The 14307-nt window shown below is 72.4% G+C and carries 10 protein-coding genes; 6 read left to right on the forward strand and 4 right to left on the reverse strand.

Going from position 1 to position 14307, the window contains the following annotated elements; all coding sequences use genetic code 11:
- The first annotated feature begins 52 nt into the window (after positions 1-52).
- The 5 genes from ABNF97_RS23185 to ABNF97_RS23205 all read left to right on the forward strand — a co-directional run bounded on the left by ABNF97_RS23185 (position 53) and on the right by ABNF97_RS23205 (position 4849).
- Positions 53-607, forward strand: a complete 555-nt coding sequence (locus tag ABNF97_RS23185) for a TetR family transcriptional regulator (RefSeq protein WP_130460608.1) — start codon at positions 53-55, stop codon at positions 605-607.
- Between the two features lie 284 nt (positions 608-891).
- Complete coding sequence (pyk, locus tag ABNF97_RS23190) at positions 892-2343, forward strand: pyruvate kinase (protein ID WP_130460607.1); 1452 nt, start codon at positions 892-894, stop codon at positions 2341-2343.
- 62 nt (positions 2344-2405) lie between these two features.
- Complete coding sequence (locus ABNF97_RS23195; protein ID WP_130465600.1) at positions 2406-3275, forward strand: acyl-CoA thioesterase domain-containing protein; 870 nt, start codon at positions 2406-2408, stop codon at positions 3273-3275.
- A 23-nt stretch (positions 3276-3298) separates the two neighbouring features.
- Positions 3299-3844, forward strand: coding sequence for an Rrf2 family transcriptional regulator (locus ABNF97_RS23200; RefSeq protein WP_130460606.1), 546 nt, complete (start codon positions 3299-3301; stop codon positions 3842-3844).
- Positions 3845-3937: 93 nt separating this feature from the next.
- On the forward strand, positions 3938-4849 hold the full coding sequence (locus ABNF97_RS23205) for a MerR family transcriptional regulator (RefSeq protein WP_130460605.1): 912 nt from the start codon (positions 3938-3940) through the stop codon (positions 4847-4849).
- Positions 4850-4901: 52 nt separating this feature from the next.
- Here the strand turns inward: ABNF97_RS23205 and ABNF97_RS23210 are convergent, their stop codons facing one another.
- From ABNF97_RS23210 to ABNF97_RS23225, 4 genes are all read right to left on the reverse strand, one after another.
- A complete protein-coding gene (locus ABNF97_RS23210) occupies positions 4902-6353 on the reverse strand; it encodes a pyridoxal-dependent decarboxylase (protein WP_349339782.1) in 1452 nt (483 codons plus the stop codon).
- A 147-nt stretch (positions 6354-6500) separates the two neighbouring features.
- Complete coding sequence (locus tag ABNF97_RS23215) at positions 6501-7544, reverse strand: substrate-binding domain-containing protein (RefSeq protein ID WP_130460604.1); 1044 nt, start codon at positions 7542-7544, stop codon at positions 6501-6503.
- A gap of 74 nt (positions 7545-7618) precedes the next feature.
- Positions 7619-10531, reverse strand: a complete 2913-nt coding sequence (locus ABNF97_RS23220) for a glycoside hydrolase family 3 C-terminal domain-containing protein (protein ID WP_349339783.1) — start codon at positions 10529-10531, stop codon at positions 7619-7621.
- Between the two features lie 336 nt (positions 10532-10867).
- Positions 10868-12283: an ROK family transcriptional regulator gene (locus ABNF97_RS23225; protein ID WP_349339784.1), complete on the reverse strand. Its 1416-nt coding sequence runs from the start codon at positions 12281-12283 to the stop codon at positions 10868-10870.
- A 277-nt stretch (positions 12284-12560) separates the two neighbouring features.
- On the opposite strand from ABNF97_RS23225, the gene ABNF97_RS23230 reads away from it, so the two are divergent.
- Positions 12561-14240 carry an extracellular solute-binding protein gene (locus tag ABNF97_RS23230; protein ID WP_349339785.1) on the forward strand — a complete coding sequence of 560 codons (1680 nt, stop codon included), beginning with the start codon at positions 12561-12563 and terminating at the stop codon, positions 14238-14240.
- Positions 14241-14307: the final 67 nt, after the last annotated feature.

A 14307-nucleotide genomic window follows, 5' to 3' on the forward strand; every position in this document is an offset into this window, starting at 1 on the left:
CAGGTTGATTACGCTACCGGTAGTAGCGTAATCGGCAGGATAGCCTATCCAGGTGCGGGCATCCACCTCCTCGGCGGCCGGGCGTCCCCGCTCGGACCTGAACGCGACGGTCTTCGCCGCCACGTTGCGCTCGGTGCACGAGCTGGGTTACGCGGGCGCGACGATGGACCGGATCGCGGTGGCGGCGGGGGTCGCGAAGACGACGCTCTACCGCCGATGGCCCTCGAAGGGTGCGTTGATCATCGACTGCCTCATCGACGCGTTCGGCCGGATACCGTTCGAGGGCGTCGATCGTGACGAGGTGCTGTCCTCGGGCATCCGGTGGCTCGCTGACAAGATCGGGGAACCCGGGGTGGGTGCGGCGCTCGCGGGCGTGTTCAGCGACGCCGTGAACGATCCGGCCCTGCGTGCGATCCTCGCCTCCCGGCTGCAGGCGCCGTACCGGCTCGCGCTCCAGGCCGAGTTGGGTGAGCCGCCGCACCGGATCCGGCTCCTCATGGACGTCGTCACCGGAACGCTCATCCACCGGATGGGCATGACCGGCGAGCCGATGGCCGACGCCGACGTCGCCGCACTGATCGAGATGGTTTTGCGCACATTTCGCTGACTGTCCCCATCCGGTCCGGATCTGCCGTCGCGGCCGACCCGCGGTCACCGACGTAGACTTTCTGTTCGGGCGTCGTTGACCGTCCGCACGGGCACCCGGACGTTCACCGGCCGGGAGCACAGCGGTGGCGCGGCGGGGGTAGGCTCGGCGCCGCGCGGTCGCTGACGCCCGCCAACGACGTCCCGGTGTGACGACCCGCCGGTCACCCACCAGCCGCGTGACGTTGGTCAAGACTTCGGCATCCCGAGGGTCCGGCGGGCCGATCCGAGAGAGAGACTAGCCTGATGGCCGTGACGCGCCGCGCGAAGATCGTCTGCACCCTTGGTCCCGCGACCTCCTCACCGGAGCGCATCCGCGGACTCGTCGAGGCGGGCATGGACGTAGCCCGGCTCAACTTCAGCCACGGCAGCCATGCCGACCACGAGCAGGTCTACCACCTGGTCCGCGAGGCTGCCCGGACCACGGGGCGGGCCGTTGCCGTCCTCGCCGACCTGCAGGGTCCGAAGATCCGGCTCGGCCGGTTCGCCGACGGCCCGCACGAGTGGCGCACCGGCGACTCCGTGGTGATCACCGGGGACGCCGTCCTCGGCACCCGGGAGCGGGTCTCCTGCACCTACGACAAGCTGCCGGCCGAGGTGAAGCCCGGCGACCGGCTGCTGATCGACGACGGCCGAGTCGCCGTCGAGGTCAGCGACGTGCAGGGCAACGACATCCGGGTGCTGGTCACCGAGGGTGGTGTCGTCTCCAACAACAAGGGCGTCTCGCTGCCGAACGTCGCGGTCAGCGTGCCGGCGATGTCGGACAAGGACACCGAGGACCTGCGCTTCGCGCTCCGGCTCGGCGTCGACATGGTGGCGATGTCCTTCGTCCGCTCGCCCGACGACATCAAGCTGGCGCACAACATCATGCACGAGGTCGGGGTGCACCGGCCGGTGATGGCGAAGGTGGAGAAGCCCGAGGCGGTCACCCACCTGGAGGCGATCGTCAACGCCTTCGACGGCATCATGGTGGCCCGGGGCGACCTCGGTGTGGAGCTGCCGCTCGACCAGGTGCCGCTGGTGCAGAAGCGGGCGGTGCAGCTCTGCCGCGAGAACGCCAAGCCGGTCATCGTGGCCACCCAGATGCTCGACTCCATGATCGAGAATTCCCGGCCGACCCGCGCCGAGGCGTCCGACGTCGCCAACGCGGTGCTGGACGGCGCGGACGCGGTGATGCTCTCCGGCGAGACCAGCGTCGGGAAGTACCCGGTGCTCACGGTCAGCACGATGGCCAAGATCGTGACGACCACCGAGTCCGGATCGATCGGGGTGCCCCGGCTCCAGCACGACCCGCGTACCCACGGTGGGGCGCTGACCGTCGCCGCCTCGCAGATCGCCAAGGCGATCGGGGCGAAGGCGCTGGTCGCGTTCTCGCAGACCGGTGACACCGTACGGCGGCTCTCCCGGCTGCACTGCGACCTGCCGCTGCTCGCCTTCACCCCGGTGCCCGAGGTCCGCGACCTGCTCGCACTCTCCTGGGGCGTGCAGACCTTCCTGATGCCGTTCGTGCAGCACACCGACGACATGTTCCGGCAGGTCGACCAGGCGCTGATCGGGCTCAGCCACGCCAACCCGGGCGACTACGTGGTGATCGTCGCCGGTACCCCGTCCGGCACCCCGGGCTCCACCAACACGCTGCGGGTGCACCAGCTCGGCTCGCTGGTGGACCCGACGACGGTGGCGCGGACCGGGCAGTGAGTTCGGAGAGGCCCGGCGACGGTGGGCCGGACCGGGCGGTGGGTTCGGACGGCCCCGGCGAGGTGGTTGTCGGGCAGGCGGCGGTCGACCAGCTGCTGGACGTACTCGATCTCCGGCAGCTCGACGAGATGACCTTCCGGGGGATGAGCCCTCCGGTCGGCCCGCAACGGGTCTACGGTGGCCAGGTCGCCGGCCAGGCCCTGGTCGCGGCCGGCCGGACGGTCGACCCGGCCCGGTTCGTGCACTCCCTGCACGGCTACTTCGTCCGGCCCGGCGACCCGGTCGAACCGATCGAGTACCAGGTGGAGAACGTCCGGGACGGCCGTTCCTTCTCGGTACGCCGTTCGGTCGCGCTCCAGCACGACAAGCCGATCTTCTTCATGTCGGCCTCCTTCCACCACGCCGAGGAGGGGCTCGACCACCACGCCCCGGCGCCGGTCGACGTGCCGGCACCGGAGACGTTGCCGACCATGGCCGACCGGCTGGCCCGCTATCCGGAACGGCTCGGCATCTGGGCGATGATCCCGCGCCCGATCGACGTCCGGTACGTCGGCGAGCCCGGCTGGGTACGCCCCGGCGACCGTCCCGCCGACCCGCACCAGCGGGTCTGGATGCGGATCGACGGCAAGCTGCCGGACGATCCGCTGCTGCACGCCTGCGCGCTCACCTACGCCTCCGACCTGACCCTGCTCGACTCGGTCCTCTCGGTGCACGGCGAGGTGTGGGGGCCCGGCGGCCTGGTCGGGGCCAGCCTCGACCACGCGCTCTGGTTCCACCGCCGGTTCCGGGCCGACGAATGGTTCCTCTACGACTGCTGGAGCCCGTCCGCCTCCGGTGGCCGGGGGCTCGCCACCGGCCGGATGTTCACCGTCGACGGCCGGCAGATCGCCAGCGCGGTACAGGAGGGGCTGCTCCGCCGGGTCGGCGCCTGACCCGGCCGGCTAACCTTTCCGGCATGCGTCTCTCCGCCCGGGTCGACTACGCGCTGCGTGCCGTTGCCGAGATCGCCGCACGCGCGGAGGAGAGTGGGCCGGACCCGCGCCCGGCAGCCGCTGCCCGGTCCCGCCCCGCCGGCCGGGTCGCCGGCGATGCCGAGGTCGGGTCGGGCCGGCGTCCGGCGCCGTTGACCGCCGAGCAGATCGCCCGGGTGCAGAACATTCCGCCGAAGTTCCTGGAGAGCATCCTGCTGCAACTGCGCCGGGGTGGCATCGTGCACGCCCAGCGTGGCCCCGAGGGCGGCTACTGGCTGGCCCGTCCGGCGGCGGAGATCTCGCTCGCCGCGATCATCCGGGTGATCGACGGCCCGCTGGCCAACGTCCGGGGACAGCGCCCGGAGGAACTCGGCTACTCGGGCGCGGCGCGGGCCCTCCAGGAGGTCTGGATCGCACTGCGGGCCAGCGAGCGGCAGATCCTGGAACTGGTGACCATCGCCGACGTGGCCAACGGCAAGCTGCCGGAGCGGGTCCGCGACCTCGCCGCAGACCCGGCCGCCTGGGTCTGACCGCTCCCCGGGACGCCTCGCCGGCCGCCGTCGATGCCGGCGCGCGAGATAATGGCTTGAGTCTCCAGTCGCTGGAAGGTTGATGCTCTGGCTGTGAACGACCGCACCGAGCTGTTCACGATCGGACAGCTCGCCCGACGTACCGGACTGCCGGTGCGGACCATCCGCTTCTGGTCGGACATCGACGTCATCCCGCCGACCGGCCGGTCCGCGAGTGGCTACCGGTTGTACGACACCGAGGCGGTGGCCCGGCTGGAACTGGTCCGGACCCTGCGCGAACTCGGGCTCGACCTCGGGACGGTGCAGCGGATCCTGGCCCGGCAGAGCGCGCTGGCCGACGTGGCCCGGGCGCACGTACGCGCCCTGGACACCGAGATCCGTTCGCTCCAGTTGCGCCGGGCGGTGCTGCGGTCGGTCGCCCGACGGAACAGCACGACCGAGGAGATGAGAGTGATGAACAGACTGGCCCGGCTCTCCGCGCAGGAGCGGCAGCGGATGATCGACGAATTCGTGGACCGTACCTTCGCCGGCGTCGACCCGTACGAGCCAGGGGCGAGGATCGCCGAGGCGATGCGGCAGATGCCGGCCGAGCTGCCCGACGATCCGACCCCGGAGCAGGTGGACGCCTGGCTCGAACTCGCCGAACTCGTCACGGATCCGGAGTTCGCGCAGCGGGTCCGGCAGATGGCGGTGGCCGGCGGCCAGCCGACCGCCGACCGGGGCGGGCCGCCGCCGTACGACCACGCGGTGGTGATCGAGCAGGCCGGCCGGGCGCTGGCGGACGGGATCGCCCCGGACTCCGCCGAGGGTCGGGCGATCCTGGATCAGATCATCGGTCCGGGCGTCGCCGCCGACGAGCGGGTGCGGCTCGCCGACGAGGTGGCGACCTTCACCGACCGACGTGTCGAGCGGTACTGGGAGTTGCTGGGCGTGCTCAACGACCGGCCGCCGTTCCCGCCCCGGGTACCGATGTTCGAGTGGTTCATCGCCGCGCTGCGCGGCTGAGCGGTGAGCAGGGGCCCTCGCTCATCGCTTTCTGCTGTTGCGGGGGCCCTTCCTAACGCCGCAGGGCGGTGGCGGTGCGGGTGATCAACTGCCAGGTCTGCGCCACGTGCTCCTCCCGGGTGTACGGCGAACCGGGCACCAGCCGCAGCGTGTAGCGCCCGGCCACCCGGGTGTGCGTCAGGTACGCCCGGCCGGTCGCGTTGACCCGGGCCAGCAGTTCGGCGTTCGCCGCGTCGTCGGCATCGTCGTTCCCGGTGGACAGTAACCGGAAGCAGACCAGCGCGAACGGACCCGGCGCGACCAGTTCGAAGCGCCGGTCGGCCCGGACCCGGTCGGCGAACCGGTTGCCGAGCCCGATCGTGGCCCGGATGTGTGCGCGCAGCCCCTCGGCGCCGTACCAGCGGAGCACGAACCAGAGCTTCAGGGCCCGGAACCGCCGCCCCAGCGGTACCTGCCAGTCGCGGTAGTCGAGCACCTCGCCGGACTCGGTCGCCGCATTGCGCAGGTACTCCGGCAGCACGGTCAGCGCCTCGACCAGCTCCGCCCGGTCCGCCACCCAGAACGCGTCGCAGTCGAAGCCGGTGAGCAGCCACTTGTGCGGGTCGAAGCAGTACGAGTCGGCGTACTCCAGTCCGGCGTGCGTGTGCCGAAGTTCCGGGCAGACCGCGGCGGCTCCGGCGTACGCGGCGTCGACGTGCAGCCACAGGCCGTACTCCCGGCACAGCTCGCCGATCGCCGGGATCGGGTCGACCGCGTTGGTGGAGGTGGTGCCGATCGTCGCCACCACCGCCGCCGGGACCAGTCCGGCGGCCAGGTCGGCCTCGACGGCGGTACGCAGCGCCGCCGGATCCATCGCCAGGGTCTCCGGATCGACCGCGACGGTACGCAGTCCCGCGTCGCCGAGGCCGGCGATCCGGACCGCCTTCTCGATCGCCGAGTGCCCCTGGGTCGAGGTGTAGATCCGGTACGCCCGCTCCACCCCGTGTCCCCGCCACCGCCCGGCGGCGGCCCGGTGCAGTGCGGCCAGCACGGCGATCAGGATCGCCGAGGAGGCCGAGTCCTGGATCACCCCACCGCCGGAGCCGCTGGACCGGAACCTCGCCGGCAGGTCGAGCAGTTCGGCCAGCCAGTCCAGCACCACCGTCTCGACCTCGGTGCAGGCCGGGCCGGTGGACCAGAGCATGCCCTGCACGCCGAGGCCGGCGCAGACCAGGTCGCCCAGCACACTGGGCCCGGAGGTGTTCGCCGGGAAGTAGCCGAAGAACCGGGGATGCTGCCAGTGGGTGAGACCGGGGGTGATCACGGTCTCCAGGTCGGCGAGCAGCCGGTCGAACGGCTCACCCCGCTCGGGCGGGCCGGCCGGCAGCCGGGCGGCGACGCTGCCGGGCGGATCGGCGGAGGTCACCGGCCGCCGGTCCAGCGTGCTCCAGTAGTCGGCGATCCAGTCGACGACCTGGTGCCCGTGTCGCCGGAACTCGTCCGGGGTCATGTGGTGGTTGGCCATGGCCCCGAGTCGACCAGTCCGGCCGTCGCCGATCAAGAACCGGCCGTCGGTCGATCAACCGATGAAGACGATCGACCCGGCGACCGCAACCCGGCCGTCGGCCGATCAAGCAGCCGAGTCGACCAGCCCGGAGCCGGCGGTGTGCGGTCAGGAGGCGGGCGAGCCGGCGCGTACCCACCGGGGCTTGGCGGGTGCGGTCGCGGTGCTGGCCCGTACGGTCAGCCGGGGTGGCAGCAGGGTGCTCTGCGGGACCGGCTTCTCCGCCAGCTTGCACATCAGCAGCGACACCGCCTGCCGGCCCACCTCCTCGGCCGGGATCAGCACCGAGGTCAACGCCGGGCTCGCCCGTTCGGCGACCTCGTCCGGGCAGATCGCCACCACCGAGACGTCCTGCGGCACCCGCCGGCCGAGCGCCGGCAGCGCGGCCAGCACCTGGCCGACCGCCGCCTCGTTGTGCACCACCAGCGCCGACAGGTCCGGCCGGCGGGCCAGCAGCCCGGCCAGCTCCCGGACGACCGCCTCGAAGTTCTCCTCACACGACTGGGCGGTCGCCGCGATCCCGAGCCGCTGTGCCGTTTCGGTGAATCCGGCCCGGGTGCGGTGGGCGAAACCGGTGTCCCGGTCGTAGACGACCGCCGGGGCGCCGAGCAGCGCGACCGTGCGGTGGCCGAGCCCGGCCAGGTGCTCCACACACGCCGCCCCGGCCCGGTAGAAGTCCAGGTCCACGCAGGTGAGTCCGGACGGGTCGGCCGGAAAGCCGATCAGCACGCTGGGGCGTTCGAGGTCGCGCAGCACCGGCACCCGGGCGTCGTGCATCTCGACGTCCATCAGCACGATGCCGTCGACCATCGCGCTGGCGGCGATCCGGCGCAGTCCGGCCGGACCCTCGTCGGCGGTCATCAGCAGTACGTCGTGGTCGAACTGCCGGGCGGTGGTGACCACGGCGGTGGCGAACTGCATCAGTACCGGCAGGTGCATGCCGGAGCGCAGCGGCAGCACCAGGGCGATCACGTTGGCCCGCTTGCTGGCCAGCGCCCGGGCCCCGGCGTTCGGGTGGTAGCCGAGGCTGCGCACGCTGGCCAGTACCCGGGCCCGGGTCGACGCCGAGATGGCGCGCTTGCCGCTGAGCACGTACGACACGGTGCTGACCGCGACACCGGCGTGCCGGGCCACGTCGGCGATGGTCACCATGTCCGCCCGCTTGCCGAGGCCTGCCGGGGACGGTTGGGGCGTCGGTCGCGAGGTGGGACGCGACGATTCGGCCACTAGACGCCTCCAGTTCCCGTCCCGGCACGGTCGCCGTCCGGGCTGGCCAGGAAGGTCAACCAGCTCACCGTGGCGCCGGGGGTGTCGAAGATCAGGTAGAGGTCCCGTAGCCCGGTCGCCTCGCCGTGCCAGTGGCCGGTCACCTCGCGGGCGGTGGCGGCCGGCGGGATGGTGAGCGTGCCGGCGACCGGGCCCCGGACCGGGTCGTCCAGCCGGAGCACCAGCCGGGCCCCGTCCGGCAGCGGCCGCTGCCCACCGACCCGGGCGGCGACGCCGCGTATCCCGGTGCCGAAGTCGACCCGGGAGAACCGGATCCAGCCGCCGGCCTCCCGGGCGACCACGGCGGCACCGTCCGGGCCGTCGGGCAGCGGCTCGGTGCCGGCGTACTCGTCGTGGTCGACCCCCCGGAGTGGACCGGCCAGCGGGTCCCGGGGGCGTACCGGCTCGCCGCGCACGGCCAGGGTGGCGGTCAGTACCAGGTCGGCACTGGACCGGCCGACCGCGATGGTGTGCCGGGCCTCCTCCACCACGTACCGGCCCCGGGTCACGTCCCAGTGTGCCAACTCGGCGGCGCGCAGTCGGAGCCGTACCGTGGTCCGCTCGCCCGGCGCCAGGCTCACCCGGGCGAAGCCGCGAAGCTGGCGCAGCGGTTGCTTCACCCGGGACCGCCGCTGCCGGGTGTAGAGCTGGACCACCTCGTCGCCCGGTCGCGAACCGACGTTGGCCACCCGCACGCTGACCTCGATCTCTCCGGCCGCGTCCACCTCGTCCGCGCTCAGCCGCAGGTCAGAGTAGGCGAACTCGGCGTAGCTCAGCCCGTGGCCGAACGGGTAGAGCGGATTGCCCCGATGGTAGAGGTACGTGGTGTCGGTGGCTATCACGTCGTAGTCGAACAGGTCGGGCAGCTCGGCCGCGTCGCGGTACCAGGTCTGGGTCAACCGGCCACCGGGGTCGGCGTCCCCGGCGAGTACGGCCGCCAGCGCGGCGCCGTACTCCTGGCCGCCGTGCGCGGACCAGAGGATCGCCGGCAGGTGCTGGTCGGCCCAGCCCAGCGCGTACGGATAGCTGCTGCTGACCACCAGCACGGTACGCGGGTTGGCCGCGTACACCGCCCGGAGCAGTGCTTCCTGTGCGCTCGGCAGCGCCAGGTCGGCCCGGTCCTCGGTCTCCCGGCCGCAGACCATCGGGTGGTTGCCGAGTACCACCACGGCGACGTCGGCGTCCCGGGCCAGCGCCGCCGCCTCGGCCGTACCGTCGGCGACCAGCTCGACGGTGAAGCCGGTGCCGTCGGCGGGGTCGGCCGCGTCGGCCCGGAGCACGCCGTCCGGGGCGACGGTGACGTACCGGTCGCTGGCGAGGTGGTGCAGCACGCGGTCACCGGTCGGACGGTCGACGAACCGGAACGTCTCCCGGACCACCCAGCCACCCGGGCCGGGCCGGTCGTTGACCAGCAGGCCGTCCTCGTCCGCACCGATGTGCCGGCCGTTGGCCAGGCACCGCAAGGCGATGACGTCCTGACCCCAGTCGAAGACCTCCAACCAGCCGTCCGGCGGAACCGCCGTGGTCGCCGCAGGCAGGGTGTCGAGGCGCAGCGCCGCGCCGTCCGGGGTGTCGGCGGCCCGGAGATAGCGGTCGCCGGTACGCAGCGCGATCCGGTCCGCCCCGCAGTGGTGCAGCGTGGTCGCGTGGGCGAACCGGGCCGTCAGGCCGTCCCGGGCGGTGATCGCGTACGGCAGGGTGCCGCTGTACCAGTCCTCGTAGAGCGTGTCGGCCAACGGGCCGAGTACGGCCAGCCGGCCGGTGCTGGCCGGATCCAGCGGGAGCAGCGCCCCGCTGCCGGGCCGGGCCGGGTTGCGCAGCAGCACGATCGACTGCCGGGCGGCCTCCCGGGCCAGTTCCTGGTGTGCCGGACAGTTGATCACGTCGGCCGTGATCGCGTCGTACGGGTTCCGCCCCGGCGGGTCGAGGTCACCGAGCCGGAACCGGACGGTGAGGATCCGCCGGACGGCGTTGTCCAGGTCGGACTCGTCGAGCAGTCCCCGGCGCAGCGCCTCGGTGATCCGTTCGATGGTCGGCCCGGTGTTCTCACCGTCCTCGGTGAAGCTGTCGATGCCGGCCCGCAGGGCGGCGGCGTAACCGCTCGGGTGGTCGGGGTGGTAGCCCTGCGCCCCGGCGATGTTGGAGATCGCACCGGCGTCGCTGACCACCATGATCTCGTCGCTGGTCCACCGGCGCAGCTCCGCGTCGATCAGTGGACTGAGGTGCGCCGGCCGCCCGTTGACCAGGTTGTACGACGCCATCACCGCCACCGCCGCCCCGGTGGCGATCGGGGCCCGGAAGGCGGGCAGCTCGTACTCGTACAGCACCCGGGGCGGGAGGTTGCTGGAGGTGGTGCACCGGTCGGTCTCGTTGTTGTAGCCGAGGAAGTGCTTCAGCGTCGGTGCGGTCTTCAGGTAGTCGGGGTGGTCGCCGCGCAGTCCTCGGGCGTACGCCGTGCCGAGCCAGCTGGTCAGCCAGGGGTCCTCGGCGTAGCCCTCCTCGTTGCGTCCCCATCGGGGATCCCGGAGCGGGTTGACCACCGGCGCCCACACGTTCAGCCCGACCCGGGTCGGGTCCTTCTGGTGCAGGCCCCGCACCTCGTCACCGACGGCCGCGCCGACGGCCCGGATCAGCTCGGGGTTCCAGGTGCTGCCCAGCCCGAGCGCCTGTGGGAAGACGGTGGCCGGGCCGAGCCAGGCCAGCCCGTGCAGCGCCTCGGTGCCGGTTCGGAAGGCCGGCAGCCCGAGCCGGGGCAGCGCGGCCTGGTGCTGGGGGAGCAGCGCGATCTTCTCTGCCCGGGTGAGCCGGCCGAGCAGGTCGGCGACCCGTACGTCGAGCGGCTGGTCAGGATCGCGGAATCTCGTGTCGCTCATGGTCGATCGCCCTCCGTGATCTTCGACTGGCGCCGCGGCGGTGCCGACCGGTGGGCCGCAGTCGGGCCAGCACCGGATGTGGCGGATCGTCGAAGCGCTTCGAGTCGGGTTGGGGGTGCACGGGACGGTGGGGGTGTCCGGCCGCCAGCCCGGGAAGCTCGAAGCGCTTCGACGACCAGGGAAGAGACGCTCCACCGAGGGAAGCGGTTTCCCGCTGGTTACGGGGGAGCACTCCGAGGTTTTCACCAGCCGGCGTACCGGGTCAAGAGGTTGGCTGGAAATGGATCGGCCACGATCGCTCACCGCCCGGGTGGCCCCGGCGGTGCGGCGGTCGCGTCAGTGCTGGCCGGCCGGCTGCCGGCTCGGGCCGGTCGGCTGCGGTCCTGCCGTGGCCGGTGCCTCCGGTCCGGCCGAGGTCGGCCCGGAGGTCGGCTCCGGCTCGGCTCCGGGGGGCGCCGTGCTGGACCGGGTGGGCGACTTCCGCGAGGCCTTCGCGGCCGACCCCGCCTCCTGCCTGGCAGCCCAGCCCGGGCCGGGTGGCGGTAGCCGACCCGCGTCGACCGTCTCCAGCGTCCGGGCCGCCCCGCCGGCCGCCGCCGCGCCGGTGCCGAGGGCCGAGGCGAGCAGCCGGGCACCGCCGGCCTCCGGGGCCAGCGTGCCGGCCAGCAGTTCCGTCTCGGCGGCGGGCAGCAGCCACGGTGCCAGCGTGGCGAAGTAGCCACCCAGCAGCACCACCTCGGGGTTGACCAGGTTGGCCAGCAGCGCCACGCCCCGGCCGAGGTAGCGGCCGGTGTCGGCGAGCGCGTCCAGGGTGGGCCGGTCACCCCGGCGGGCCTTCGTCCGGATCCGCTCGACCTCGGGGGCGAAGTCGCTGATCGGGCCGTCCTCGGCCGCGTCCGGCAGCGCCCGGCGGATCAGTGCGGGGATGCCGGCAACCGCCTCCAGGCAGCCGTGCCGGCCGCAGGGGCAGTGCGGACCGCCCGGTTCGACCGGCACGTGTCCCAGTTCGCCGGCGAACCCGCGCCCGCCGCGCAGCAGCCGGCCGTCGGCGACCACGCCCGCGCCGAGCCCGGCGCCGCCGGTCAGGTGGACCAGGTTGGCGGTGCCGGCGTACGGGCCGTGCCGGTATTCGGCGAGGGCGGCGAGGTTGGCGTCGTTCTCCACCGCCACCTCGAAGGCGGGATCGCGCAGCGCGCGTCGCAGGTCGGTGCCGAGCGGGAGATCGCGCCAGCCGAGCGTGGTGGCGAGCCGCACGGTGCCGTCGGCGTCCACCAGCCCGGGGACCGCCACGGTGAGGCCGAGCACCTCGCGTGCCTGGTTGCCGACCCGGTTGACGGCGCGGTTGGCGAGCGCGGCTATCGCGCTGACCGCCCGGCCGGGTGAGCCGGACGACCCGTCGAAGGCGCGTCGCCAGGAGAGCAGCTCGGTGCCGGCGAGGTCGACCGCGACCACGGTCAGCTCGTCGATGCTCACCTCGATGCCGATCGCCGCGTACGGGGCGCCGTCGACCACCAGCATGGTCGCGGGGCGGCCGATCCGGTTCTCGGCCAGGCCGGTCTCCCGGACCAGTCGCCGGTCGAGCAACTCGGCGACCAGGCTGGAGACGGTCGCCTTGTTCAGCCCGGTCGAGGCGGCGATGTCCGCCCGGGAGCAGGGCGCGTGCGCCCGGACGAAGCGCAGGACGACGGCGAGGTTCGTGGCCCGTACGTCGGCGAGATCGGCCGGCTGCGGACCGGTCTGCGTCGTGAACAAGTTCAGCCCCGCTCCCCGCGTGTCGGTCTCCGGGCCCGGTGTCGAGCCGGGTTGCCGACGGCGCGGCCATCATGCCGCACCGCCACGCGCCGGCCCACGCTCACCCGCCGCGCCATGATTGTTCGATGTCTTGTGGCACCGGTCACCGTCGATTACTTTTGTTTAGTCAACCGACTAACTCACTCTACCCCATACCCACCCAGCAACCGAACGGGTTCGGCTCCCGCGTGGCACGCGGGTCGGCGGCCCGGACGGCGATATCGAAGGGAGCGCCCCCGTGGAAGCATCCGGCCCGGGCAGCGCCACCAACCGTAGGAACTTCCTGAGCCTGGTGGGCCTCGGTGCCGCGGCGACCGTCGGCAGTGGCCTGCTCGCCGGCTGCGGTGGCGAGGTGGCCTCCACCAGCAGCGCCCAGGACCTGGACAAGCTCGCCGGCCTGCTGCCCCACCAGAAGGACCTGCCGCCCGGCATCCCCAAGCCGAGCATCATCGGCACCCGTCCGGTGCCGGACGGCTACACCGAGTTTCCGAGCACCCTGGTCGACGCCATCGCCGACAAGCCGGGCAGCAGCGGCCAGCGGATCAACGCGATGACCCCGGCCTGGGGCCCGGCACCGCCCGGACTCGGCCAGAGCCAGTACCTGGCGGCGGTCAACGCGGAACTGGGCATCGAGGTCAACTTCAGCGTCCAGGACGGCAACACGTACGCGGACAAGCTCAACGCCATGCTCGGCGCCCGCGACGTGCCGGACCTGCTCTGCGTACCGGAGTGGGAGGTCTCCAAGCTGCCCCGGTTCGCCGACGCGACCGCCGCGCTCTTCGAGGACCTCACCGACCACCTCAAGGGCGCCGGGATCGACCCGTACCCGATGCTGGCCACCTTCCCGGCCGGAGCCTGGCGCAACGCGTTCTGGAACGAGCGGCTGATGGCGGTGCCCTGTCCGAAGGACGGGCCCTTCCCGTGGGCGCTCTTCTACCGCAAGGACCTGCTCGACGCGGCCGGCCACGGCTATCCGAAGACGATCGACGAACTCTTCGAGGTCGGCAAGTCGGTGACCGACCCGGCCAAGGGGGTCTGGGCCTTCAACGACATCTTCGCGATGGTCCAGATGTTCCACAAGGTGCCGGGCACCGACGACGGCTGGCGGCTGAAGCCGGACGGCACGCCGGAGTTCAAGTACGAGACGCCGGAATACAAGCAGTCCGTCGAGTTCATGGCCAAGGTCTACCAGGCCGGCCTGGTCCACCCGAGCCTGGTGGCCAGCAAGGGCGCCGACTCCAAGCAGTTGATCCAGAGCGGAAAGATCCTCTTCTTCCAGGACGGTCCGGGCGCCTGGCAGCCGATGCAGGCCGAGCAGCAGCGGATCACCCCGGGCTTCAACATCCAGCCGGTGCCGATCTTCTCGGCCACCGGCGGCGACCCGCTGGTCTGGGGCGACGACAACCCGATCTCGTACACCTTCATCAAGAAGGGGCTGGGCAAGGCCCGGGTCGAGGAGCTGCTGCGGGTGATCAACTGGTGCTCGGCGCCGTTCGGCACCAAGGAGTTCGACCTGCGCGAGTACGGAGTGGAGGGCAAGCACCACAACCGGACCGCCACCGGCCCGGTCAAGACCGACCTCGGCTTCAAGGAGATCCAGAACCAGTACTTCTTCATCAGCGGGCGCAGCCCGGTGGTGCAGCCCTCCCCGCAGACCCCGAACTACGTCCGGGACATGCTGACCTACTCCAACGAGATGGTGAAGTACCTGGAGAAGGACCCCTGGGCGGGCCTGAAGCTGGAGATGCCGGCCCGGTTCAAGGCGAGCCTCGTCCCGACCGACGACAAGGTGACCGACCTGCTGCGCGGCCGACGGCCGATCGGTGACCTCGACACGATCATCACGGAGTGGCGTAACGGCGGCGGCGACGAGGGTCGCGAGTTCCGCGCCAAGGCGTTGGCCGACGCCGGACGATGAGTACCCGCGAAACGGCCCGGGCGGGCGGCGCCCGGGTGACCTCGCGGCCCGGTGACCGGGCCGGCGA

The organism is Plantactinospora sp. B6F1 (assembly GCF_040120695.1).
Lineage (GTDB): Bacteria > Actinomycetota > Actinomycetes > Mycobacteriales > Micromonosporaceae > Plantactinospora.